A 24,389-nucleotide genomic window follows, 5' to 3' on the forward strand; every position below is an offset into this window, starting at 1 on the left:
GGGCTTCCTCCGGCCTTCAGCGATGCAGGTCCCGAATCCCGGCGAGCAGGGCAGACGCCAAGTCAGGTAGGGAAACAAGGATATCCGGTAGTGAGGGGTCGGCTTGGTTGTAGGTCAGCGGCGAGCCGTCGATGCGGCTGGCGTGGGCCCCGGCCGCCTGCGCGACAGCGACGGGCGCGGCCGAATCCCACTCGTACTGGCCGCCGGCGTGCACGTACGCCTCGACCTCTCCGGTGAGCACGGCGGAGATCTTCGCCCCGGCCGACCCGATCGGCACGAGGTCGGCGCCGACCAGATAGGCCAGCTTCTGCACGAACTCGGGCGGCCTGGTGCGGCTGACCGCGATGCGGAAGCGGCCCTTGTCGAAGGTGGGCAGCGTGGGCGGCTCGGCGGTGTTGAGCGTGCGGCCCTGGGCGGGCAGCGCCACCGCGCCCGCGCTCAGCGCGCCCCGCTCCCAGAGCGCCACGTGGACGGCCCAGTCGGACCGGCCCTCCTCGGAGAACTCGCGGGTGCCGTCGAGCGGGTCGACGATCCACACCCGTGAGGCGCTCTGCCTGCGTGGGTCGAGGCGTTCCTCGCGGGTGGCCTCCTCGGAGAGCACGCAGTCGCTCGGCCGCAGCCGGGCCAGCGACTCCATCAGGAAGACGTGCGCGCTGCGGTCACCCTCGGCCCGCAACGCGGACGCGTCAGCGAACCCGGTGCGCCGGCGAACCTCCAGCAACCGCTCGCCAGCCTCCGTCGCCAGATCGGCAGCGAGGGCATGGTCGTCCCGAATCGTCATCAATAAGCTCCTTGCCCGCGGGCGACGGCCGACCAGGTTTTCCAAAGAATCTGTAGATCCAGCATGAGAGACCAGTTCTCCACGTAACGCAGGTCGAGGCGGACCGATTCCTCCCAGGACAAGTCGGATCTTCCGCTGACTTGCCATAGCCCGGTCAAACCAGGTCGGACCAGCAGCCTCCGGCGGACGTCGTCGCCGTAGCGGGCGACCTCTTCCGGCAGCGGCGGGCGCGGCCCGACCAGCGACATGTGCCCGAGCACGACGTTGATGAGCTGCGGCAGCTCGTCGAGCGAGTGCCGCCGCATCAGCGTGCCGAGCGGCGTCACCCGGGGATCGTTGCGGACCTTGAACAGCACACCGTCACTGTCGCTGACGAGGGTGATCTTCTGCTGCTCCGAACCGCGCCGCATCGTGCGGAACTTCACGATCATGAAGGGCCGGCCGTCCTTGCCGACCCTGATCTGCTTGAACAGCGCCGCCCCGGGACTGCTCACGCGTACGGCCAGCGCCAGCCCGCCCAGCAACGGAGCCAGGCATACCAGCAGCAGGGCGGCCACCACCCGGTCGAATCCGTTCTTGACCAGCTGCCTGACCCCCGCCAGCTCGGGGTGCTCGACGTGCAGCAGCGGCAGACCGGCGGCCGGTCGGATCATCGTGCGCGGCCCGGCCACGTCCATCAGCGCCGGGGCGACCACCAGGTCGGTGCGGGTGCGCTCCAGCCGCCAGGCCAGCCGCCGCAGCGCCTGGCCGTCCATCTCGGGGCAGGCGAGCACGGCCACGGTGTCGGCGCCGGACTGGTCGACCACGATCGACACGTCACTGAAGCCACCCGCGACGGGCACCTCCCCGACCCGCTCACCGGGCGCGTCGTCTGGCAGGCAGGCGGCCACGACCTCCATGCCGTGATAGGGCTCCCTGCGGAACAGGTGGACCAGCTCGGCGATGGCGGAGGCGTGCCCGACGGCCACCACCTTGCGCATGCACGCGCCCGCGGCCCGGCGCCGGTGGAGCGAGCGGCGCAGGGCGTACCTGCAGAAAAGAGTGAGGAGTGTCACCAGCGGCAGGGCGAGGACCACGTAGCCGCGGGCGATGTCGGTCTTGGTCACGTAGGAGCCGATGGCCGTCGCGGCGGTCAGCGCGACGCCGCACTGTACGACGCGGCGGAACTCCTCGGAGCCGATGCCGAGCATGCGCGGCTCGTAGGCCCGGTTGAAGGCGACCGTGCAGATCCACAGCACCGGCAGGGCCATGCTGACCACGAGGTACGGCGCGGCGTAAGCGGTGAAACCGCCGAACCTGGCGAAGAACGCGAACCCGGACGCCACCCCCGCGCACAGGAAGTCGCCGAGCATGGTGCGCACACGGTAGGCGCGTATCCAGGGGGGCAGGTGCGGACTGAGCCGCCCGGACCTGGCGTGGCCGGACCGGACAGCGGTCAGCAGCCCATCGCCGTCGCGCACGAATCCTCCACGTGACCGATGATCAACGGACAGTCACCAGATCGTAGCGCTGAGCGACGCGTGGGAAACCGCGAACGCCTCTATGCGATGGTCAGCGAGGAGGGCCGGAAATGTGCAGATCGGCGCGGTGGAACTCGTTCTGCGTGGTCTCGAGCCCACGCTCCATCAGCGACTCCACCACGTCGGCCGCCCGGTCGACCAGGAAGCCCAGGTCCTTGCGCTCGGCCGTGGCGAAGTCCTTGAGCACGTAGGCGGCTGGGTCCATGCGGCCGGGCGGGCGCCCGATGCCGAAGCGGACCCGCAGGTAGTCGCGGGTGCCGAGCACCTTGGTGATCGACTTGAGCCCGTTGTGGCCGTTGTCGCCGCCGCCGAACTTGGCGCGCAGCGCGCCGTAGGGGACGTCGAGCTCGTCGTGGACCACGATCAGCCGGTCGGGGCCGAGCTTGTAGAAGTCGGACAGTGCCTTGAGCGGGCCGCCCGACAGGTTCATGTACGTCAGCGGCTTGGCCAGCACCGCGCGACTGGACTCCAGGACCTCGGCCCGGCTCCGGTGCGCCTTGAACCGCCCGCCGGCCCTGGCGGCCAGCTCGTCGAGCACCATGAAGCCCGCGTTGTGCCTGTTGCCGGCGTATTCGGCGCCCGGATTGCCGAGCCCGACGATCAACCAGCGGTCCATATGCCTTCCCTTAACGTGCCTTCCTTAAGGGTGTCTCCCTCAAGCGAAACGGGGCAGCCGGCCGGCTGCCCCGTCGCCGAACAGCGGTGTGTTACTCGCCGGCTTCCTCAGTGACCGTGGCGGTCGCGGCGGCCTCAGCAGCCTCGGCCTCGGCCTCCGTGGGCTCCTCGACCGGCTTGGCGATGACCTGAAGGATGACGGTCTCACCCTCGGCGATCAGCGTGGAGCCCTCGGGCAGCTTGAGGTCGGCGGCGGTGACCACGGTGCCGATCACCAGACCCTCGACGTCGACCTCGACGCCGGTCGGGATGTGGGTGGCCTCGGCCTCGACCGAGACGGAGACGAGCTGCTGGTCAAGCAGGCCCTCGGAGTTGACGGCGCCGACCGTGGTGACCGGGATGTCGACGGTGACCTTCTCGCCCCGCTTGACCAGGAGCAGGTCGACGTGCTCGACGAAGCCCTTGATCGGGTCGCGCTGAACGCCCTTGGGCAGCGCGAGCTCGTCGACGCCGTCGCCCTTGAGGTGGATCAGCACGTTGGCGGTGCGCAGCGCGAGGAGCACCTCGTGGCCGGGCAGCGTCAGGTGCTTGGGGTCGGTGCCGTGGCCGTAGAGGACCGCGGGCACCTTGTTGTCACGACGGATCTTGCGAGCGGCGCCCTTGCCGAACGTGGTGCGCGGCTCGGCGGCGATACGTACTTCAGACACGACATCTCCTAGGGATGCTTTGCGGGATTTGCGTTCCCCCTCACCCGCCCTAGCGGAAGGCGTTACGAACGCAACCGTAAAAGTCTACCGGCTCAGGTGTCGCCCTCGAACAGGCTGGTGACCGACCCGTCGGTGAAGACCTCGGTGATCGCGCGCGCGATCAGCGGCGCGATCGACAGGACCGTGAGCTTGTCGAACCTGTTGGCCTGGGACAACGGCAGGGTGTTGGTGACGATGACCTCGGAGATCCGGGAGTTCTTCAGCCGGTCGACCGCGGGATCGGAGAACACCGCGTGGGTCGCGGCGGTGATCACGTTGGTGGCGCCCTGCTCGTAGAGGGCGTCGGCGGCCTTGCAGATGGTGCCCGCGGTGTCGATCATGTCGTCGATCAGCACGCAGGTGCGCCCCCGCACCTTGCCGACGACCTCGTTGACCTTCACCGAGTTGGCCACGTCGAGGTCGCGGCGCTTGTGGATGAAGGCCAGCGGCGTGCCGAGCGTGTCGGCCCAGCGCTCCGACAGCCGGACCCGGCCGGTGTCGGGCGAGACGATCGTGGTGTTGGCCAGGTCGAGCCGGTTCTTCAGGTAGCTCTCCAGCACCGGCATGGCGAACAGGTGGTCGACCGGGCCGTCGAAGAAGCCCTGGATCTGCGAGGTGTGCAGGTCTATCGACATGAGCCGGTCGGCGCCCGCGGTCTTGAACAGGTCGGCCATCAGCCTGGCCGTGATCGGCTCGCGGCCGCGGCTCTTCTTGTCCTGCCTGGCGTAGCCGAAGAACGGCATGACCACGGTGATGCGCTTGGCGGAGGCCCGCTTCAGCGCGTCGACCATGATGAGCTGCTCCATGATCCACTGGTTGATGGGCCCGGTGTGGCTCTGGATCACGAAGGCGTCGCAGCCGCGGACGGATTCGAGGTAGCGGGCGTAGATCTCGCCGTTGGCGAAGTCGATCAGCTTGGTGGGCGTGAGGGAGACGCCGACGTGCTCGGCGACCTCCTCGGCGAGCTCCGGGTAGGCCCGGCCGGAGAAGAGCATGAGGTTCTTCTCGCCCGGCTGCTTGATGCTGGTCATGAGATCTCCTTCGCCGGTCTCGTGACCACGGTGCGGTTGTTACTGATGACCTCGGCAAGCTCGGTCATTTGCCACTCTCCTGCTGTTCTTGCTCGGCCAACGCCTTTTCGGCCGCCGCAGCCGACTTCGTGCCCGCGCGCCTGCGCAAGACCCATTTCTCGATGTTGCGCTGTCGCGCCCTGGCCACGCCGATCGCGCCCGGAGGGACGTCGCCGTCGATGACCGAACCGGCCGCGGTGTACGCGCCGTCGCCCACGGTCACGGGGGCGACGAGCATGGAGTCGCAGCCGACGAACGCGCCGTCGCGCACCGTGCTGCGATGTTTGTTGACGCCGTCGTAGTTGACGAAGATCACGGCCGCGCCGATGTTGACGTCCTCGCCGATCGTGGCGTCGCCCGCGTACGACAGGTGCGGCACCTTCGACCGGTCGCCGACCTGGGTGTTCTTCATCTCGACGAAGGTGCCCGCCTTGGACTTGTGCCCGAGCACGGTGCCGGGGCGCAGGTAGGCGTAGGGGCCGACGTTCGCTTCCGGGCCGACCACGGCGTGGTCGCAGACCGCGTTGCGCACGACCGCGCCCGCGCCGACCTTGGTGTCGGTGAGCGTGGAGCCCGGCCCGACCTCCGCTCCGGCCTCGATGACGGTATGGCCGTGCAGTTGCGTGCCGGGGTGGACGACCGCGTCGGGCTCGATCTCGACGCCGACGTCGATCCACGTGCTGGCCGGGTCGATGATCGTGACTCCGGCGCGCATGTGGCCGTCGAGCAGCCGCTGGTTGAGCACCTTGCGGGCGATGGCCAGCTGCACCCGGTCGTTGACGCCCTCGACCTCGGTGAAGTCGGCGGCGGCGTGCGCGCCGACCCTGTGGCCGTCCTCCCGCAGGATGGCCAGCACGTCGGTGAGGTATTCCTCGCTCTGCGAGTTGTCGGTGGAGACCCGCTTGACGGCGTCGGCGAGCAACAGCCCGTCGAAAGCGTAGATGCCGGAGTTCATCTCCGTGATGGCGCGCTGCTCCGGGGTGGCGTCCTTCTCCTCCACGATCTCCAGGACGGCGCCGCCGGAGTCGCGGATGATGCGCCCGTAGCCGGTCGGGTCGGGCACCTCGGCCGTCAGCACGGTGACCGCGTTGCCGTCACCCGCGTGCCGGTGGAGCAGCTCGGCGAGGGTCTCCGTACGCAGCAGCGGCACGTCTCCATAGGTGACGAGGACGGTGCCGGCGATCGTGCCGAGCTCTTCGAGCACGGTGCGGACGGCGTGGCCGGTGCCGCGCTGCTCACGCTGGACGACGGCGCGCGCGTCGGGGCTCGTCTCCGCCAGGTGCGCGCCGACCCGTTCGGAGGCATGGCCGATGACGACGATGAGCCGTTCGGGACCGAGGTCTCGAGCGGCGGCGAGCATGTGGTCGACCAGGGTGCGGCCGCACATCTCATGCAGGACTTTGGGGGTCTGGCTCTTCATCCGGGTGCCCTCGCCTGCGGCGAGGACGATGACTGCGGCCGGGCGCGGCACACTCACGGACTGGGGCTCCCTGTGGCTGGGCGGTTCGGGGCGGCAGCTGTCGCACCGCCACCCTCCCGACACCGTGAGGATACCCAACCGACACTCGCGCGCTAGCGGCGGGGAGTGCCTCCAAGCTCCCGGAAGAGGACTCGAACCCCTACAAAGTGGACCAAAACCACTTGTCCTGCCGATTAGACGATCCGGGACCAAATCGGACACCTGAGTGTCCGACGCACTCCTACGATACCGATCCTTGGCCCACGCGCGCGCCACATAACAGACCGCCCGAAAAGCCGCAAGATACAGAAGCTACTCCTCTCATAGGACAGAAGTCGCCTTCGCCACACTCGCCGCTTAGGTCTTACTAACTTACGATGGCGTAGGTTACGGTGGCGTAGCCAGGACATTCATCCTCATACATGTCGTGAGAGGTAGCCCATGACCGTTATCGCCGAGCGCACCTCCCCAGGACCGAAGCCCGACGTCGAACCCGAGCCCCGGACCAAGGCCGAACTCGTCACCTTCGCCCTCGTGGTGGGGCTCCCCCTCATCGCGATCGTGGCCGCGGTGCCGTTCGCGTGGGGATGGGGTCTCGGCTGGAGCGACATCGTCATCGCGTTCGTCTTCTACGTGGTGAGCGGGCTCGGCGTGACCGTCGGCCTGCACCGCTTCTTCACGCACGGCTCGTTCAAGGCCAAGCGACCTCTGAAGATCGCGCTGGGCATCGCGGGCAGCCTCTCGCTGGAGATGTCCGTGCTCGACTGGGTGGCCACGCACCGCAAGCACCACAAGTTCTCCGACAAGGAGGGCGACCCCCACTCGCCGTGGCGCTTCGGGCCCGGCTTCAAGTCGCTGTCCAAGGGTCTGCTGTACGCGCACATGGGCTGGATGTTCGACGCCGACCGCACCAACCGCGAGAAGTACGCCCCCGACCTGGTCAAGGACGACGACGTCGTCAAGCTGCACAAGTGGTTCGGCCCGCTGGCCCTCACCTCGCTCCTGCTGCCCGGCATCCTCGGCGGCCTGGTCACCTGGTCCTGGCAGGGCGCGCTGACCGCGCTGTTCTGGGGCTCGCTGGTCCGCATCGGCCTGCTGCACCACGTGACCTGGTCGATCAACTCGATCTGCCACGTGTTCGGTGAGGAGGACTTCCAGGTCCGCGACAAGTCGCGCAACGTGTGGTGGCTGGCCATCCCCTCCTTCGGCGAGTCGTGGCACAACCTGCACCACTCCGACCCCACCTGCGCCAGGCACGGCGCGCTCAAGGGTCAGATCGACCTCAGCGCCGGCGTCATCAGGATCTTCGAGCGGCTCGGCTGGGTCCACGACGTGCGCTGGCCGACCCCCGAACGCCTGGCGGCGAAGCGCATTGGCTGATTCCGGCTCGTTGATGACCGGTTCGTTGATGACGGGCTCTTCTTCGAGCACCGCCATTATGGAACCCGTGACCGAACCCAGATCTCGCAGGCGGATGACCGGCAGAGAGCGAAGAGAGCAGCTGATCCAGATCAGCCGCACCCTCTTCGCCGAGAAGGGGTTCGACGGGACCTCCATCGAGGAGATAGCGGCAACGGCCCAGGTCTCGAAGCCGGTGGTCTATGAACACTTCGGCGGCAAGGAGGGCGTCTACGCGGTCGTGGTCGACCGGGAGATGCAGAAGCTGCTCAGCATGATCACCGAGGCGCTCTCCGCCTCCCACTCGCTGATCAAGCTGGAGCGGGCGGCCCTGGCGCTGCTGCACTACATCGAGGAGAGCAGCGAGGGCTTCCGCATCCTGGTGCGCGACTCGCACGCCGCCTCGGGCACCGGCACGTTCGCGAGCCTGATCAGCGAGATCGCCAGCCAGGTCGAGGACGTACTCGCCGATGAGTTCGTCTCCCGCGGCTACGACCCCAAACTGGCGCCGATGTACGCGCAGATGCTCGTCGGCATGGTGGCCCTGACCGGCCAGTGGTGGCTCGACGTGCGCAAGCCGGGCCGCGAGGAGGTCGCCGCCCACGTGGTGAACCTGGCCTGGAACGGCCTGACCGGGCTCAACCCGCAGCCGGCCATCACGGCGACCGGACGCGCCCACCCCGTCGTCGCCGCGCCGCGCGCCAGCGAGAAGGAGCTGCGCGAGCTGGAGAAGGCCCGCGACAAGGAGCTCAAGGAGGCCGAGAAGGCCCGCCAGCGCGAGTTCAAAGAGGCGGAGAAGGCCAGGGTCCGCGAGCTGAAGGAGCGCGAGCGACTGCTGAAGGAGGCCGAGAAGGCCCGCGAGCGCGAGGAGAAACTGCGCCAGCGGGAGGCCCGGCTGGTCGAGCGCGCGGCCCGGTTGGAGCAACCTGACCAGGTGGAATAAGCCGTTGCCGCTTAGTTCACGTTCTGTTCAACCAAATGGGGCATATTTCTCATATGTCCGCGGAACCGCTTCATCCCGAGAGTGACCTTCCCCTGCCGCAGGAGAGGTTCCTCAACCGTGAGGAGAGCTGGCTACAGTTCAACGAACGCGTCCTGGAACTGGCTGAGGACTCCTCCCTCCCCCTCCTCGAACGCGTGCGCTTCCTGGCCATCTTCGCCAGCAACCTGGATGAGTTCTTCCGGGTACGCGTGGCCGGGCTGAAACGGCGGATGGCCACCGGACTACTGCTCAGGACGAAGAGCGGGCTGAAGCCGCGCGAGGAGCTGGCCCGGATCGCCGCGATCTCCGACACGCTGGCCAAGCGGCACGCGGCCGTCTTCCACGAGCAGGTCTGCCCGCAGCTGGCCACCGAGGGCATCGAGATCGTCAGATGGGACGACCTGGGCCGCGAGGAGCGCACGGAGCTGCGCAAGCTGTTCAGGGAGCGGATCCGGCCGGTGCTGACGCCGCTGGCCGTCGACCCCGCCCACCCATTTCCGTATATTTCTGGACTCAGCCTGAATCTGGCGGTCCTGGTGCGGAATCCGGTCGACGATCACACCGTGTTCGCCCGGGTCAAGGTGCCTTCGCAGCTGCCGAGGTTCGTCACCGCCTCCAAGGACAGGTTCGTCCCGCTGGAGGACGTCATCGCGGCCCATCTGGGCCAGCTGTTCAAGGGCATGGAGATCGTCCAGCACCACGCCTTCCGGGTGACCCGCAACGAGGACCTCGACGTGGACGAGGACATCACCGAGAACCTCATGCAGGCGCTGGAGCGGGAGCTGAAGAACCGCCGCTTCGGCCCGGCCGTGCGGCTGGAGGTCGAGGACACCATCACGCCCGAGGTGCTCGACCTGCTCGTCGAGGAGCTCGAAGTCGCGCCGCACGAGATCTACCAGCTCGCCGGGCCGCTCGACCTGACCGGGCTGCACGCCCTCGCCGACCTGGACCGGGCTGAGCTCAGCTACCGGCCGTTCGTCCCCGCCGAGGCCGTGCTGGCCGACGACGACATCTTCGCCGCGCTGCGCGAGCGGGACGTGCTCCTGCACCACCCGTACGACTCCTTCGCCACCAGCGTGCAGCGCTTCATCGAGGCGGCGGCCGAGGACCCGAACGTCCTGGCGATCAAGCAGACGCTCTACCGGACCAGCGGCGAGTCCCCGATCGTCGACGCGCTGATCGACGCGGCCGAGTCGGGCAAGCAGGTCGTCGTGGTGGTGGAGATCAAGGCCCGCTTCGACGAGCACGCCAACATCGAGTGGGCGCGCAAGCTGGAGAAGGCCGGCTGCCACGTCGTCTACGGCGTGGTCGGGCTCAAGACCCACTGCAAGCTGGCTCTGGTCGTCCGGCAGGAGCCGTCCGGCGAGCTGCGCCGCTACTGCCACATCGGAACGGGCAACTACAACCCCAAGACGGCCAGGCACTACGAGGACATCGGCCTGCTCACCGCGGACCCGCTGGTCGGCGAGGACATCACGGACCTGTTCATCCACCTGACCGGCTACTCCAACCACTCGGCCTACCGCAGGCTGCTCGTCGCCCCGCACTCGCTGCGCGGCGGCCTGATGGCCAGGATCGAGCGGGAGATCGCGCATCAGGAGGCGGGGCGTCCCGCGCGCATCAGGATCAAGACGAACTCCCTGGTCGACGAGCCGCTCATCGACGCCCTCTACCGGGCATCCCGGGCCGGCGTGCAGGTGGATCTGTGGGTGCGGGGTATCTGCACCCTCCGCCCTGGCATCCCGGACCTGTCGGAGAACATCCGCGTACGTTCGGTGCTGGGGCGTTTCCTGGAGCACTCCCGCATCTACGAGTTCGGCCTGGGCCGGCGGCCCGAGGTGTGGATCGGCAGCGCCGACCTGATGCGCCGCAACCTGGAACGCCGGGTCGAGGCCCTGGTCAAGGTGACCAGCCAGCAGCACCGGGCGTACCTCATCGACCTGATGGACCGCGCCACCGCCGACACGACGAGCGCGTGGCTGCTGAACTCCGACGGCACCTGGGTGCGGCATCCGGGCGAAGACCTGCAGAGCATCCTGATCGGCACCCGCCGCTGGAGGAGCGTTGATGACTGACCCGCTCCACGCGGCCGGAGCCGTGGTGTGGCGCGGTGACGAGCGCCACCCCGAGGTGGCCGTCATCCACCGCCCGGCCTACGACGACTGGACCTTTCCCAAGGGCAAGCTGAAGCAGGGCGAGCACGTGATCGCCGCCGCGCTGCGCGAGGTGCGCGAGGAGACCGGCCTGGTCACAACGCTCGGCCGCGCCCTGCCGCCCGTCCACTACCTGATCACGGACCGGCTCAAGCGGGTCGACTACTGGGCGGCCCAGGCCACGGACGAGAGCGTGGCGTTCGCCCCCGGCGACGAGGTGGACGAGCTGCGCTGGCTGCCGCTCGACCGCGCCCGCGAGCTGCTGACCTGGGAGTGGGACGCGGGACTGCTCCATTCGCTGGAGGCGGCGCCGCTGGCCACCGTCCCTCTTGTCCTGGTACGGCATGGCGCCGCGGGCTCCAGGCAGGCGTGGAAGGGTGATGACGCCCTGCGCCCCCTCGACACGGACGGCCAGGCTCAGGCGGAGACGATCGCCCGGGTGCTGCCCGCCTACCGGCCCGAGGTCCTGGTCAGCTCGCCCAGCCTCAGATGCGTACAGACGCTCCAGCCGTACGGCGGCGACATCAGGACCGAGCCGCTGCTCAGCGAGGAGGGTCAGGACGCCGACAAGACGCCCGCGCTGGTCGCGGAGCTCAGGACGGCGGCGGCGGTGTCCAGCCACGGCAAGGTGCTGCCTGACCTGATCCGCTCGCTCAGCGGCAAGGACGTGCAGCTGCGCAAGGGGGCGTTCGCCGTCCTGCACCGGCTGGGCGAGCGGGTCGTCAGCGTGGAGCGTTACCCGACCTGAAGGTCACCAGGCTCGGACGGTCACCAGGTGACGGGCAGTTCGGCGACGCCTTCGGTGATCCGGCCCTCGTTGCGGCGGAGCTGATCGAGCGGCACGGCCACGCGCAGGTCGGGAAAGCGCTGGTAGAGCCGGCTGAACACCCCTTCGAGCTCGACCCTGGCCAGGCTGGCGCCGATGCAGTAGCGCGGGCCGTACCCGAAGCTCAGGTGCGGGTCTGCGGACTTCCGGCCCACGTCGAAGGCGTCGGGGTCGGGGTAGATCCGCTCGTCCCTGTTGGCGGCGCCGGGCATGATCAGCACGGCCTCGCCTCGGCGGATCGTGACGTCGCCGATCTCGATGTCGCCGTGGGCGTAGCGGGGCAGGCCGTGCAGGCTGGGCGAGGCCATGCGCAGGATCTCCTCGACGGCGGCGGGCGCCCGTCCGGGATCGGCCTTGAGCAGCGCGAGCTGGTCGGGGTTGGCCTCCAGGAACAGTACGCCGTAGTCGATGCGGTTGACCGTGGTCTCGTGCCCGGCGAACAGCAGTCCGCCGGCCAGCTGCGCCACCCTGCCGTCGTCGTCCAGGACCCCGGCCAGGTCCGACAGGACGTCCTCGCCGGGCTCGTGCCGTTTGCGCTCGATGAGCCCGGCCATGTACGCGCCCAGCTCCTCGCGCGCCGCCATCCCCTTGGCCTCGTCCGCGACGTCGCCCATCCGGCTGGAGACGCCGCTGAAGTAGTCCCGGTCCTCGAAGGGGACGCCGAGCAGCTGGCAGATGACCAGCACGGGCAGCGGGAAGGACAGCTCGGCGTGCAGGTCGGCGGGCGGCGTCAGAGTGGCTATGTGGTCCAGCCGCTCGTCCACCAGGGTGCCCACGTGGTCGCTGAGGGCCTTCATCCGGCGGGCGGAGAAGGAGGGCATGAACAGCCGGCGCATCCGCTCGTTGTCGGCCTTCTCGGTCGCGCTCTCGCCCTGGGGCCCGCCGAGCAGCGCGGAGCCGGAGACGCGGGCGGCCTTCTCCGGCTCGGGGTGCGAGCGTCCGAGCCGGGGGTCGGCGAACAGCTTGCGGGCGTCCTCGTAGCCGCTGACCAGCCAGATCTCATCGCCCACCCGGGTGCGTACCCTGGTGATGCCCTTCTCGGCCCGCAGCTCCCGATAGGCCGCGGGGACCTCCAGGGCGTCCTGTCGTTCGAAGGGTATGACTGGTAAGTCACTCATAGTAGTTTCCTAATGGCTCGCGCCGTCTCGGCCCAGACCTTGGGGAAGTCCGCGTGTGCTCGCTCCGCCGTGCCGCGTTCGAGGCCGATGAGCAGGCCGTAGGTGAAGGTGTCCTCACCCGCCTGCCGCGCGGCCTCCGCCTCCTTGGCCAGCGTCTCCTGCGCCACCACGCCGTCCTGATGGGTGCCGAGCACCTCCTGTACGGCCGCGGCGTGCTTGGCCAGCTTGACCATGCTCTTGCCGAGCGTGGGCTGGAGGGCCTCGGCAGTGTAGCGGGCGCGTTTGGCCGCCTTGCGGACATCGTGCATGGCGAGCTCGCGGCGGTCGAGGTCCGGGATCGCCTGGGCGGTGTCGTAGATCTTGGCCACCCGGTCCCAGTTCTCGGCGGCCACGTCGCTGAGCTTGTCGTGCGCCGGCTCCGCCGCGGCCTTGGTCAGCTTCGGGCCGGCCGTCAACGCGTCGAGGGCGTCGAGCAGCGCGTAGTAGCGCTCGCCGCTGAGCGTGTCCTTGATGCGCTCGTACGCCTCCAGCTCGCGGGCGTGCAGGTCGTCGCCGAGCCTGGCCAGGATGCGGCCGGTGACCAGCTCGGGGGCCAGCGCCGCCAGCTCGCGGGCGAACCTGGCCCTGATCACTTCCAGGTCACGCGCCTCGCCGAGCACTGTGGCCAGCCAGCGCAGCTCGTCCTGGACCCGCTTCGTGCCGGTGATGATGCCGCCGAACGCCCTGAGCGCGCTCCGCAGCCGCCGGGAGGCGACGCGCATCTGGTGGACGGCGTCATGTTCCGCTCGCCGTACGCGGGGATCTTGTGAGAGGAGGGCCGTCACCTGGCCCGCCAGGTAGTCCATGACGGTCTGGCCGGCCGAGCCGTCCTTCGTGGGGGCATGGGCGACAGATGGTGGTTCGAGGAGTCTGGCGAGCTTGCTGGCCGACTCCGACGGGGTGGCGCCGGCCTTCCTGAGCCGTTTGCCGACCTTGGCGAGCAGGGCTTGGTCGCCTTCCAGCAGCTCCGCCTCGACCTCGCGCCACCGTACGACCCGCGGCCCGCCTGCTGATTCTTCGGCGTCGAAGACCGTGCCCTTGACGCGGTCGTCGGCGATCTCGACGAGCCCGGTCGGGCCGTCGTGCAGCAGCGTCACGGTCCGGCGGGTGTCGAGCTCGGCCACCACCTGGAGCTCCGCGCCGCGGGTGTAGGCACGGACGAGCTCGGCCAGCTCGGCGGGCACTATCTTCGTGCTCCGGGTGAGCGGGTGGGTGATCTCCTGGCGTACGCCCTTGGCCTTGGGCAGCTTCAGATGCCAGCCGGCGTCGTCACCGCCGCGTCTTCGCCGGAGTGTGATGCCCCGGGTGGCCAGCCGCAGATCGGGCGTGTCGTAGTAGAGCGCCACGAGCTGGTAACTCTTCGGGCCCGAGATCTCTGCCAGCTTGCTCAGGTCGGGTATCGCGTAGTCGGAGGGGACGTCGAACTTGTCCTCAATTTCGATGCCCACAGCACCTCACAGCCTTGGCCGATTTGGACAATCATGCCACCGCTGGACGAACTTCACACGCCTTGGAGGAGCTCGATTCGGTTCCCCACCGGGTCCATGAGGTAGATCCGGCGGTAGCCGGGGAGCAGGTCGTCGGGTGGTTCCGTGCTGAAGGCGCCGAGGTCGTCCACCAGGAACGCCGGGTGCGCCTTCCTGGCGGGCCGAAAGTCGTCCTCGATGCCGAGATGCACCTCAACCCCCCGGCCACGGAACCAGACCCCGCCGCGTTTGTCCAGCTCAGGGGGTTTTGGCACCTCCTGGAGCCCGAGGACTCCGCCGTAGAACTCCCTCAGCAGCGGCTCACTCCCCGCGGGCGCGGCGAGCTGGACGTGGTGCAGGCCGATGATCATTTCTGCGCCCGGATCATTTCTGTGCCACCACGAAGACGCGCCGGAACAGGAACGGCGTCCCGTACGGCCTGGCCGGATAGACCTCGTCGAGCCGCTCCCCCAGCTCGGCGGTGAACTTCTTCTGCTCGTCGGGGTCCAGCCGGTCGAAGATCGGGCGCAGGGCGGTGCCGGAGATCCAGTTCAGTACCGCGTTGTCGCCGTTGTCGCTCTGGAGGAGGTGGACGTATGTCGTCTCCCAGGCGTCGACCCGGCAGCCGCTCAGGAAGTCGACGTAGTCGATGGGGTCGTCCACCGGGCGGCCCCGGTTGAGGTCGCCGAGCCGATCGGACCACTCGGGCGCGGCGCAGAGCTCGCGGATCGCCACGTGGCTGGGGGCGTCGAAGTTGCCGGGCACCTGGAAGGCCAGCCAGCCGCCGGGGTTGAGCGCGTCGACCCAGTGCTCCAGCACGTCGCGGTGCGTCGGCACCCATTGCAGGACGGCGTTGGAGACCAGCACGTCCACCGGCCGGTCGGGCCGCCACGTGGTGACATCGGAGACCCAGAACCGCTGCTGCTGGTGCCGGCGAGCCTCGGTGATCATGGCTGGGGAGGCGTCGAAGCCTTCCACGGTAGCCTGGGGCCATCGGCGGGCGAGTTCGAGGGTGAGTTCGCCGGTGCCGCAGCCGGCGTCCACGACATAATCAGGACTGTCGGCGCCGATTCTGGCGGTCAGCTCGAAGAACGGGCGTGATCGCTCGTCGGTGTACCTGGCGTATATGGTGGGATCCCAGATATCTCTCGACATAGAGATAATTGATATCGAGATATGTATCTCGATGTCAAGACAGTACACTCTGACCATGACGCAGGATGCGCTCCCCCCGACCTGGCGATCTCGTGGCAAGGCGGTGGCATGAACGAGGAGCCGCAGGACGAGGTCGACCGGCTGGTGGCGGCCTGGCGGTCAGAGCGTCCGGACCTCGACGTCGAGCCCCTTCAGGTGCTGTCGCGGGTGTCGCGCCTGGCCAAACATCTCGATCGGGCCAGGCGGGCGGCGTTCGCCGAGCACGCTCTGGAGCCTTGGGAGTTCGACGTGCTGACGGCGCTGCGGCGCGCCGGCAAGCCGTACGAGCTGAGCCCCGGCGCCCTGATCCGGGCCACCCTGGTCACGTCGGGCACGATGACGAACCGCATCGACCGGCTCGCCCAGGCGGGCCTGGTGCGACGCCGGCCGGATCCGGAGGATCGGCGAGGGGTGCTGGTGTCGCTGACGGACAGCGGGCTGGCGCGGGTGGACGCGGCGTTCGCCGGGCTGTTGCGGCGCGAGCACGACCTCCTCGCCGGCCTGCCCCTGACCGACCAACGCACCCTCTCCGCCCTGCTCCGCACCCTCCTCGCCCCGTTCGATTCCTAACGTTGCGTTGCGGTTGAGGCTGCTTCAGTCGCTCAGGCGGTCGGCGAGTTCGAGCCACTCGGCCTCGACCGTGTCCTTCTGGTCGAGGATGTCCCTGAGCTGGGTGTCCAGGGAGCCCAGTTTGGCGTAGTCGCTGGCCGCGTCCGCCATGGCCGCGTGGAGCTTGGCCTCCTGGTCGCCCAGCCGGTCGAGCTGGCGTTCGAGGCGGTTGAGCTCCTTGCGCAGCTCGCGTTCTTCCTTGGCCGACATGCCCTCCTGAGGGGCCGCCGGCTGAATCGGTGCGGGAGCCGACGACTGGGGTGAGGTCGTTCGGGCGGTCAGGGCGGTGCCTTGGGCCCGGCGGGACAGGTATTCGTCCACGCCTCCCGGAAGGAAGGAGAGCTTGCCGTTGCCCAAGAGCGCCACACATTTGTCCGTGACGCGTTCGAGGAAGTAGCGGTCGTGGCTCACCAGGATAAGAGTGCCGGGCCAGCCGTCGAGAAGGTCTTCGAGCTCGTTCAGCGTCTCGATGTCGAGATCGTTGGTCGGCTCGTCGAGCAGCAGCACGTTGGGGTCGTCCATGAGGAGCCTGAGCAGTTGCAGCCGCCGCCGCTCGCCACCCGACAGGTCGCCGACGACCTTCCACTGCGCCTCGCCCTTGAAGCCCAGGCGTTCGAGCAGCTGGGAGGCGGACCACTCCTTCTTGCCGACCTGGATGTACTTGCGGATCTCCTCGACCGTCTCCAGCACCCGGCGGGTGGGGTCGAGCTCGGCCAGCTCCTGCGACAGGTGCGCCAGGCGTACCGTCTTGCCCCTGATCATCCGCCCCGAGTCCTGCTGGACCGAGTCGGCGAGCAGCCGGAGCACGGACGACTTGCCGGAGCCGTTGACGCCGATCAGCCCGACCCGGTCGCCCGGCCCGAACTGCCAGGTGCAGTCGTCGAGCACCAGCGGCCCGCTGCCGGGGCCACCGGCGTGCAGGGTGACGTCTTCGAGGTCGTAGACGGTCTTGCCGAGCCGGACCGCCGCGAACCTCAGCAGCTCCACGCTCTCCCGCGCCGGCGGCTCGTCGGCGATCAGCGCCTGCGCGGCCTCGATCCGGAACTTCGGCTTCGACGTGCGGGCGGGCGGGCCGCGCCGCAGCCAGGCGATCTCCTTGCGCATCAGGTTCTGGCGGCGTTCCTCGGCGGCCTGGGCGATGCGCGCCCGCTCCGCCTTCGCGAGCACGTAAGCGGCGTAACCGCCCTCATATCGCTCGACCCGACCGTCCACGACCTCCCAGGTCCTGGTGGAGACCGCGTCGAGGAACCACCGGTCGTGCGTCACGACCACCAGCGCGCTCTTGCGTCCGGCCAGATGACCGGCCAGCCAGGCGATGGCCTCGATGTCGAGATGGTTCGTGGGCTCGTCGAGCATGATCAGGTCGTGCTCGTCGATGAGCAGCTGGGCGAGCGCGGTGCGCCGCCGTTCGCCACCGGACAGATCCCCCGCCTTGGCGTCGAGATCGAGATCACCGATGAGATTGCCGAGAATCTCGCGGACGCCCTGATCCCCCGCCCACTCGTGCTCAGCCTTCTCACCCAGCACGATCTCCCGGATGGGCATCGCCGGATCGAGCGCGTCATGCTGCGACAGCACGCCCACCCGCAGCCCCCGGGTATGGGTGACCCGGCCGCTGTCCGGGCGTACGTCTGCCGCGATCACCGACAGCAGTGTGGTCTTGCCGCCGCCGTTACGTCCGACGACACCTATGCGCTCGCCGACCTCGACCCCGAGGGAGACGTCGTTGAGCAGCGGTTTGGGCCCGTAGGCATGGGAAACAGACTCGAGATTTACCAGATTCATGGCCCTACCAGGGTATCGGCCTCAAGGGCGCTGTGGTGACGGCACCAGGCCGACCCCACACCCACCGCCGACCCCGCGATACCCGCACGCCCCGAGACCGGCGCGGCGCTCAGATCACCGTTGCGCTGTCGCAGGGGCCGTGAGAGATCCTCCCGTGCCGTTCTGGTCCGTCTACAGCGGGCGAAAAGACAAAGGAACGGAGTGCCTGCTCCGTTCCGCTCCTAACGTATAGCGCCCCCGGGGGCTTGCGGCAAGACCCCGGTCGTCCCGCAGAATCGGCGGCCGAGGCCAGAACCTGCGGAAATAGGAGTAGCCAAGTGCGTGTGTCGATGTCGATGACCGGGTCGTGCGGGGCCGCGACGAAAGACCGCGCGGGGCGTGGCCGATGATGGACGTCGACGTGATCATCGTGGGCGCGGGCCCGTCCGGCCTGATGCTGGCCGGTGAGCTGCGCCTTGCCGGAGTGCGTCCGCTGGTACTGGAGCGGCACCCGCAGCCCGGAGAAACCCACAAGGCCAACGGTCTCGGCGGGCAGATCCTGCGACTGCTGCGCTATCGAGGCCTGCTTGACCGGTTCGAAGCAGCCACTACCGGCCCCAGTCCGGCTCCCAAGTTCCCATTCGGCGGTATGTATCTGGACTGCACGAACCTGGCCGATCCCCCGCTGCAGGGGCTGCATCTCCCGCAGCGGCGACTCGAGCGCCTGCTCGACGAACGCGCCCGCGAACTCGGTGCCGACATACGCCGCGGACACGAGGTGGTCGGGGTCAGCCAGGACGACGCCACGGTGACCGCGGACGTGCGCGGCCCGGACGGGCCGTACCAGGTGACCGCCCGATACCTGGTGGGCTGCGACGGCCCGCGCAGCCGGGTCCGCGGCGGGGCGGGCATCCCGTTCCCCGGCACCACCTATCCAGAGGTCAACCGGCTGGGTCAGGTCACCATGCCCGATTCGGTGACCCGGCTCGCCAACGGCGACCTCGACGTACCGGGGCTGGGCACGATCCGTGCGGGTTTCACGCGAACAGACGGCGGTGTCTTCGCGTTCGGGACGCTCAACGCCGAGGTTCTGCTCGTCTTCACCACCGAAGAGGAGCTCACCGAAGTCGACGATGACGTGGCGATGACCCTGACCGAGTTCCAGGGCAGCATCCGCCGGGTGCTCGGCGGGGATCTCCCTCTGGGAGAAGTGCATCGACTGTCGCGCTGGCAATTTCAGGCTCGGCAGGCCGAGCGGTACCGCAACGGACGGATCCTGCTGACCGGCGACGCGGCCCACCTGCTCCCCGCCACGGGCGCGGCACTCAACCTCGGCATGCTCGACACGGTCAACCTCGCCTGGAAGCTGGCCGCCGACATCCACGGCTGGGCGCCGACGGGCCTGCTGGAGACGTATCACGACGAACGCCACCTCGCCGGCGTACGCGCACTGCTACAGACCCAAGCTCAAGTGGCACTGCGGCGCGGAAACAACCCGGCCGCCGAAGCACTTCGAAAAGTCTTCGAGGAACTGCTCGTCGACGAACAGCCCTTGCGCCGCATGTCAGCCCTTATCGCCGGCGCCGACACGCGCTATCCGCTGCCCAACCCCAACCAACACGCCTTGACCGGCACCTTCGCCCCCGACCTCACCCTGCACACCGACCAGGGCACGACCAGCGTCGCGGAGCTCATGCACACCGCACGGCCCGTCCTCCTCGACCTCGCCGACCGCCCGGACCTCCGCGAGACCGCGCAACGCTGGCGGCACCGCGTGGACATCCACACCGCCAAAACCGATCACCACCGACCCGCCGACGCCCTTTTGATCCGCCCGGACGCCCACATCGCCTGGGCCGCGACCATCGACGAACCCGCCGACACCGCCGTGCTCGGGCTGCGAGAAGCGCTCTCCGACTGGTTCGGCGCACCCCTGAAACACAGGTACCGATCACCGATCGACTCTCCTGACCGGCCAGCTCTCCTGACCGGCTAACGCTCCTGATCGCCACGGAAACAGGCTGACGACAAAGAGCACCGGGGCGGCGGTTTATCCGACCGCTATAGCGCGCGGCACAGGCATCCGCCTCTCGCCCCTGGCTCCCGACCTGAGAAAGTCATTACCAACAGCCCCGGACCAGCCCCGGACCAGCAGCCGCCCAGGAGCGGGCCTGCATCCGCCAACCTAAGGGCTGGAGGAGCAGGCTCTGGGTGTCCTGGCCATCGAGATCGAGCGACCAACGAACCGCCCGGCCGAACGATGACCTCAGACCACCACGGCGCCTGGGACAGGGCCGTGAGCGGGGATCGCGGTGCGGGTGACGCCGGACGTGGTGAGGGCGGCGGCCAGGCGGTCGGCGTGGGCGGCGTCGGTCGCGAGGAAGGCGCAGGTCGGACCGGAGCCGGAGACGATCGCGCCGAGCGCGCCGTACTGGCGACCGGCTTCGAGGGTGTCGGCCAGCTGAGGGCGGAGCGTCAGGGCGGCGGGCTGGAGGTCATTGGTGAGGTACGCGCCCAGCTTGCGGGCGTCCCCGGCGCCGAGCGCCTCCAGCAGGGGGTCGCTCAGCTGCGGCCAGGGGATCTCCGCACCGGTCGCGGCACGGAGCCGGTCGCACTCGGCATAGACGGCGGCCGTCGACAGCCCGCCCTCCGCCACCGCGAACACCCAGTGAAACCGGCCACCGGTCGGCAGCTCGCTGAGCTGCTCACCCCGCCCGATCCCCACCGCCGTGCCTCCGAGCAGCGAGAAGGGTACGTCACTTCCCAGGTCGCCGGCGATCTCCATGAGGTCGTCGAACGGCAGGCCGAGCCCCCACAACTCGTTGCACGCCACCAGAGCCCCCGCCGCGTCCGCGCTCCCCCCGGCCATGCCACCGGCCACGGGGATGGCCTTGTGGATCACCAACGCCGCGCCATAGGTGCGGCCCGCGTGCTTGGCCAGGGCTCTCGCGGCCTGAATCGCCAGGTTCTCGTTATCGATCGGGACCCGGTCCGCCCAGTTGCCCCCCACCGTGACGCTGATCGACTCGGACTCGTTGGCGACCACTTCGTCGAAGATCGATACGGCGTGGAAGACGTTGACCAGGTCGTGATAGCCGTCTTCCCGAAGCGGTCCGACGGATAGCTGCACGTTGACCTTCGCGGGCACCCGTACGGTAACCGAACTCATCGATCTTCTGTCACTTTCGTCGTTTGCCGAGGTTGAGGACTCTTCTCGAGCTTGTCGAGGGCTCTCGAGCCTATAGGGGCTCGCTTCCCGCTCACATGATTCTCGGCAGAAGTGGTGACCCCTGTACGGGACCGATGCAACACCAGTACCCGAGGGGGCGATTCTCCGGCGCTGCGGACGCCAGCGGCTACGGTGCCAGATGCCAGTGCGCTGAGGGCTCCTCCGGCCCGCCTGGCGGAATGTCGCACGAGTGCCGCATACGAGAGCAGCTACACGATCATGCGGGCTGCAGCCACCATGCAAGCGACATCTGATCAACTATCGACATCGGAACGGACAAGGCCGGCTGCCAGACTCTGCCTCTCAGCGTGAGGAAGAACGATGCCATCGATCGTCTTCGGGACATTCGCCGTGATCGCAGTGATCGTGGCCGTGGTGTTGTTCCTCGTGTTGCGGCGAAAGCCGCACACCCGGGTCGGGGCGTACGTCAGCGCGATGTTCCTCCTCCTGGGTGCGGGGCTGCTCGCCATGGGCTCCATCTCGTTCGCGAGCATGGAATCCGCCGCGCTGCGAATCTTCACACCAGAGGAGCGTGCGGTCGCGGTGCCGTGCAACGCGGCGGTCTTGGGGATTGAGGAGACGTCCAACAAGTTCAACGGACGTTACATCTGGCTGCTGCGGCTTCGCGTGACCCCTCAGGCCGGCAGCCCGTACGAGATCGAGCGCACGGCCCGGCTCACCTCGTCCATGGGGGAACACCTGGAGCGGGGGAACGTCGTGCTGTCGTGCCTGGTGGACCCCACCGACCACACCCGGATCGAGATCTCGGCCCTGGCCTGAGCCGTCCATGCGGGAGCCGCAGCCGACTCAGTACCCAGCATCTGGCGCAATGTCCTGCCACTCTGACGAGAGCACGTCGAGAAGCACGCGTGGCAAGATCGGGATAGCGTGGCGCCCGCTGGAGGAGGTCGGCGATGTTCGATGCGCCCAGACATCACCTTCAACCATCGCGCCGACAGAACGTTCTTTGAGAAGGAGGAGGCGTGACAGTGGCACAAGTACTGGTGGTCGGCCTCGATCCCGCCAAGATCCAGGGCTGGGACCCGGAGCCAGTTCAGGCGGCGATGGCACGCGGTCAGGCCCGTTTCGACGATCATGGTATCGAGGCCGACTGGTGCCTGTTGGCACTCGACGAGAACCCCGAAGGAGCGATCGTGGAGGCGCTGACCCGCAAAGACTACGTCTGCGTGGTGATCGGGGGCGGCATCCGCAAGCACGAGCCGTTACTCGAACTCTTCGAGAAGGCGGTCAACCTGGTCCGACAGCACGCGCCCGACGCGGCCATCGCCTTCAACAGCAGCCCCGATGACTGCGCCGACGCGGCTCTGCGGTGGCTGCGCTAGCGGCAAGCCAACCTCGCCGACACCATGCTCCGTGTCCTGCCCGTCTTGGGCACCCACCACCACACCGTCGACCTGGTTCAATGATCAGCGTGGGCGGCTGAGGGCAGCCTCAGCCAGATCCGTCCATTCCTCGGCCGAGGAGTGGGGCACGACCACCCAGTCCTTCATCACCCTGCCCTGCTCCGAGGGGTCGAACAGGGACGCCCCGGCCAGCTGGAGCGCGGCTGCGTGTTCGGGGGTGTCCCTGACCAGCCGGAACACCATCGCGCCGTCGCGCTGCAGGCTCGCGAACACCTTCCCGGCCTGATCTTTGAGCGCGGGACTCCCCATCATCCTGGAGATCCGTACACCCAGGTCGGCAAGCTCGGCGCCGACCTGCTTGAAATCCTCTTCCGCGCTCATCGTCTGTCGGTCCCGAACTCCATGGCGTCGTGGTCGAGCTCATCGTGGTCGAGCTCATCGTGGTCGGGGCTCTTCCCGCCTGACGCGATCGTCTCGGCCCCGCCTTCCGGCAACACGGCGATCAGGCTAGTCGTCCCAGCGGCACCGATCAAGGCCGGGTACGGGGTGCCGACCGTGCCGAATCCCGCCGCTAGTCCTCGACTATGCGATAGATCACCGTCCGCGACTCGGCGGCAGCGTTCGGTGGTCAAGTGCGGGGAGAAGCTGTCGCACACCGATGGCGATGCGCTTCTCAGCCTGATGGAGTGAGCGCAGGCAGCCACAGCGTGCGCTCGACGATCCAACGCCGGAGGTAGCACCAGGGACCGGCTTGGCCCCAGGGCCGAAACACGATCTTGAGGGTTGGCTGGAGGTGCTCATCGGCCCACACGACCAGCTCGCCACCATAAGCGGTACCGGCCCACACGACCAGCTCGCCACCATAAGCGGTGCCGACCCAGAGCAGGGTGAGTTGCGGGTTGAGCAGGTGCAACCGGGTGAGCACCTCGCGGGCGGTCGCGGTCCCGGGTGTGTTCAGTTGACCGGCCGAAAACCGTCCAGCCCCTCATGCGGCCTGGCAGACGACGTGTCACTACATCGTTGATTCGCTGCTCGGCGGGACACCACTCGGAAGGCACAGACCGCGCGAAGCATGGCGGCAAGTGACTCGACCCGGCCGGCGTTAGATTGGGGGAAATAAGGGCTTTTGGAGAGAAAGGGGGCATTTTGTCGGAAGTGACGGTTGTTGAGGTGCCGCAGTGGCGGGGGTCGGGGTCTGCTACGGCGGAGCGGCTTCGGGAGGGGGCCCAGTTGGTGGCCGGGATGGTGCCTGCGACGCGGCGACTGCGTGTGCAAGTCGATGATGATCTGGTCATCACGGCTTCTCGAATGCGGGCGGTGATGTCGCAAGTGGGCGAGGGGCTCATGGTCACTGCTGGAGGTGATTGCGGGGTCGAGTTGGAGCCGGTGGCGGCGGCTCGGCGAACGTACGGGGATCGGCTGGTTGTCGTCTGGTTCGATGCTCATGGGGATCTCAATACGCCGGCCGACTCACCGTCTGGGGCGTTTCACGGGATGGTGCTGCGGGCCCTCACCGGTGAAGGACCGGAGGGGCTGGTGCCCGAGGAACTGGTCCGTCCGTGGCAGATCGTGCTCGCCGGGGTGCGAGATCTCGATCCGGCCGAGGGTGCGTTCGTTGAGGCGAGTGGGGTGTGCCACCTGGGCATGCCGGACTCCGCGACGCTGGTCGATGCGATCGCTTCAGCTGGTTTCGATCGGGAGCGGGGCGACTTTCCGAAGGAGCGTGCATTCGAGGAGAAGGTCGTCTACCTACATATCGATCTTGATGTGCTGGATCCGGAAGTGTTCGCCAGCGTGGGGACGCCGGCCCCGGGCGGGATGCGACCTGATGGGTTGCTTGGACTGGTCAGCGCGGTGGCGGAGCGGTTCGAAGTGGCAGGGCTGGGGATCGTGGAGTATGAGCCGGGCAGGCCCGAGGATCAGGAGTTGCTCGCGCCTCTGGTCGAGAAGTTGGTCAAAGTCTGCGCTCGTGCTTAAGGAGCCGGGCCGCACCCGGTGAATCGGGGGGCTTCCGGCTGTTGCTTAATGCCTCATCATTGGTCACCAATCATCTATA

At 68.4% G+C, this 24,389-nt stretch carries 23 protein-coding genes and 1 tRNA gene; 9 read left to right on the forward strand and 15 right to left on the reverse strand.

Going from position 1 to position 24,389, the window contains the following annotated elements; translation table 11 throughout:
* Positions 1-16: 16 nt before the first annotated feature.
* The 7 genes from AB0J16_RS20965 to AB0J16_RS20995 form a co-directional block, all read right to left on the reverse strand.
* On the reverse strand, positions 17-781 hold the full coding sequence (locus AB0J16_RS20965) for a 3'(2'),5'-bisphosphate nucleotidase CysQ (RefSeq protein WP_358541720.1): 765 nt from the start codon (positions 779-781) through the stop codon (positions 17-19).
* Positions 781-2,133: a sugar transferase gene (locus tag AB0J16_RS20970; RefSeq protein ID WP_358542267.1), complete on the reverse strand. Its 1,353-nt coding sequence runs from the start codon at positions 2,131-2,133 to the stop codon at positions 781-783. Before AB0J16_RS20970 ends, AB0J16_RS20965 begins: the two co-directional genes overlap by 1 nt.
* 199 nt (positions 2,134-2,332) lie before the next feature.
* The gene (pth, locus tag AB0J16_RS20975; protein WP_357943921.1) at positions 2,333-2,917 is read right to left on the reverse strand and encodes an aminoacyl-tRNA hydrolase; all 585 of its coding nucleotides are present in this window, start codon (positions 2,915-2,917) and stop codon (positions 2,333-2,335) included.
* A gap of 91 nt (positions 2,918-3,008) precedes the next feature.
* Positions 3,009-3,623, reverse strand: a complete 615-nt coding sequence (locus tag AB0J16_RS20980) for a 50S ribosomal protein L25/general stress protein Ctc (RefSeq protein ID WP_358541724.1) — start codon at positions 3,621-3,623, stop codon at positions 3,009-3,011.
* 92 nt (positions 3,624-3,715) lie between these two features.
* Positions 3,716-4,693, reverse strand: coding sequence for a ribose-phosphate diphosphokinase (locus AB0J16_RS20985; RefSeq protein ID WP_357943919.1), 978 nt, complete (start codon positions 4,691-4,693; stop codon positions 3,716-3,718).
* 64 nt (positions 4,694-4,757) lie between these two features.
* Positions 4,758-6,209, reverse strand: coding sequence for a bifunctional UDP-N-acetylglucosamine diphosphorylase/glucosamine-1-phosphate N-acetyltransferase GlmU (glmU, locus tag AB0J16_RS20990; RefSeq protein WP_358541727.1), 1,452 nt, complete (start codon positions 6,207-6,209; stop codon positions 4,758-4,760).
* Between the two features lie 119 nt (positions 6,210-6,328).
* Positions 6,329-6,400: transfer RNA gene (locus AB0J16_RS20995), tRNA-Gln, on the reverse strand.
* A 232-nt stretch (positions 6,401-6,632) separates the two neighbouring features.
* Between AB0J16_RS20995 and AB0J16_RS21000 the strand changes: the two genes are divergently transcribed.
* The 4 genes from AB0J16_RS21000 (at position 6,633) to AB0J16_RS21015 (ending at position 11,472) form a co-directional block, all read left to right on the forward strand.
* The gene (locus AB0J16_RS21000; protein ID WP_358541729.1) at positions 6,633-7,571 is read left to right on the forward strand and encodes an acyl-CoA desaturase; all 939 of its coding nucleotides are present in this window, start codon (positions 6,633-6,635) and stop codon (positions 7,569-7,571) included.
* Positions 7,572-7,665: 94 nt separating this feature from the next.
* Positions 7,666-8,532: a TetR/AcrR family transcriptional regulator gene (locus AB0J16_RS21005; protein ID WP_358542269.1), complete on the forward strand. Its 867-nt coding sequence runs from the start codon at positions 7,666-7,668 to the stop codon at positions 8,530-8,532.
* A gap of 53 nt (positions 8,533-8,585) precedes the next feature.
* The gene (locus AB0J16_RS21010) at positions 8,586-10,646 is read left to right on the forward strand and encodes an RNA degradosome polyphosphate kinase (protein WP_358541732.1); all 2,061 of its coding nucleotides are present in this window, start codon (positions 8,586-8,588) and stop codon (positions 10,644-10,646) included.
* Entirely contained in the window at positions 10,639-11,472 is an 834-nt protein-coding gene (locus AB0J16_RS21015) for an NUDIX hydrolase (protein WP_358541734.1), read from the forward strand. Before AB0J16_RS21010 ends, AB0J16_RS21015 begins: the two co-directional genes overlap by 8 nt.
* Positions 11,473-11,492: 20 nt before the next feature.
* Here AB0J16_RS21015 and AB0J16_RS21020 read toward each other — a convergent pair whose 3' ends face one another.
* Genes AB0J16_RS21020 through AB0J16_RS21035 form a run of 4 tightly spaced genes read right to left on the reverse strand, consistent with a single transcriptional unit; the run spans position 11,493 to position 15,328 of the window.
* Entirely contained in the window at positions 11,493-12,668 is a 1,176-nt protein-coding gene (locus AB0J16_RS21020) for a cytochrome P450 (protein WP_358541737.1), read from the reverse strand.
* Positions 12,665-14,155 (reverse strand): CYTH and CHAD domain-containing protein, encoded by a 1,491-nt coding sequence (locus tag AB0J16_RS21025; RefSeq protein ID WP_358541740.1) that lies wholly within the window; start codon positions 14,153-14,155, stop codon positions 12,665-12,667. The genes AB0J16_RS21020 and AB0J16_RS21025 overlap by 4 nt, the downstream gene beginning before the upstream one ends.
* A 53-nt stretch (positions 14,156-14,208) precedes the next feature.
* Positions 14,209-14,544: a glyoxalase gene (locus AB0J16_RS21030; RefSeq protein WP_358541742.1), complete on the reverse strand. Its 336-nt coding sequence runs from the start codon at positions 14,542-14,544 to the stop codon at positions 14,209-14,211.
* 13 nt (positions 14,545-14,557) lie between these two features.
* Positions 14,558-15,328, reverse strand: coding sequence for a trans-aconitate 2-methyltransferase (locus tag AB0J16_RS21035; RefSeq protein WP_358541745.1), 771 nt, complete (start codon positions 15,326-15,328; stop codon positions 14,558-14,560).
* Positions 15,329-15,436: 108 nt separating this feature from the next.
* Here AB0J16_RS21035 and AB0J16_RS21040 point away from each other — a divergent pair, with 108 nt between their 5' ends.
* Positions 15,437-15,937, forward strand: coding sequence for a MarR family transcriptional regulator (locus AB0J16_RS21040; RefSeq protein WP_358541748.1), 501 nt, complete (start codon positions 15,437-15,439; stop codon positions 15,935-15,937).
* Positions 15,938-15,961: 24 nt separating this feature from the next.
* Here AB0J16_RS21040 and AB0J16_RS21045 read toward each other — a convergent pair whose 3' ends face one another.
* Complete coding sequence (locus AB0J16_RS21045) at positions 15,962-17,761, reverse strand: ABC-F family ATP-binding cassette domain-containing protein (protein WP_358541751.1); 1,800 nt, start codon at positions 17,759-17,761, stop codon at positions 15,962-15,964.
* A 385-nt stretch (positions 17,762-18,146) separates the two neighbouring features.
* On the opposite strand from AB0J16_RS21045, the gene AB0J16_RS21050 reads away from it, so the two are divergent.
* Positions 18,147-19,736 (forward strand): FAD-dependent monooxygenase, encoded by a 1,590-nt coding sequence (locus tag AB0J16_RS21050; RefSeq protein ID WP_358541754.1) that lies wholly within the window; start codon positions 18,147-18,149, stop codon positions 19,734-19,736.
* A 270-nt stretch (positions 19,737-20,006) separates the two neighbouring features.
* Here the strand turns inward: AB0J16_RS21050 and AB0J16_RS21055 are convergent, their stop codons facing one another.
* Positions 20,007-20,909: a 4-(cytidine 5'-diphospho)-2-C-methyl-D-erythritol kinase gene (locus AB0J16_RS21055; protein ID WP_358541756.1), complete on the reverse strand. Its 903-nt coding sequence runs from the start codon at positions 20,907-20,909 to the stop codon at positions 20,007-20,009.
* A gap of 381 nt (positions 20,910-21,290) precedes the next feature.
* Here AB0J16_RS21055 and AB0J16_RS21060 point away from each other — a divergent pair, with 381 nt between their 5' ends.
* Positions 21,291-21,749, forward strand: a complete 459-nt coding sequence (locus tag AB0J16_RS21060; RefSeq protein ID WP_358541759.1) for a hypothetical protein — start codon at positions 21,291-21,293, stop codon at positions 21,747-21,749.
* A 203-nt stretch (positions 21,750-21,952) separates the two neighbouring features.
* Complete coding sequence (locus AB0J16_RS21065) at positions 21,953-22,312, forward strand: hypothetical protein (RefSeq protein ID WP_358541762.1); 360 nt, start codon at positions 21,953-21,955, stop codon at positions 22,310-22,312.
* An 84-nt stretch (positions 22,313-22,396) separates the two neighbouring features.
* On the opposite strand, the gene AB0J16_RS21070 is transcribed toward AB0J16_RS21065, so the two are convergent.
* On the reverse strand, positions 22,397-22,714 hold the full coding sequence (locus AB0J16_RS21070; protein WP_358541765.1) for a hypothetical protein: 318 nt from the start codon (positions 22,712-22,714) through the stop codon (positions 22,397-22,399).
* 292 nt (positions 22,715-23,006) lie between these two features.
* On the reverse strand, positions 23,007-23,246 hold the full coding sequence (locus tag AB0J16_RS21075; protein ID WP_358541767.1) for a hypothetical protein: 240 nt from the start codon (positions 23,244-23,246) through the stop codon (positions 23,007-23,009).
* Positions 23,247-23,602: 356 nt separating this feature from the next.
* On the opposite strand from AB0J16_RS21075, the gene AB0J16_RS21080 reads away from it, so the two are divergent.
* Positions 23,603-24,310 (forward strand): arginase family protein, encoded by a 708-nt coding sequence (locus AB0J16_RS21080; RefSeq protein ID WP_358541770.1) that lies wholly within the window; start codon positions 23,603-23,605, stop codon positions 24,308-24,310.
* Positions 24,311-24,389: the final 79 nt, after the last annotated feature.

The organism is Nonomuraea sp. NPDC049750, from assembly GCF_040659625.1.
In the GTDB taxonomy this organism is placed as follows: Bacteria; Actinomycetota; Actinomycetes; order Streptosporangiales; family Streptosporangiaceae; genus Nonomuraea.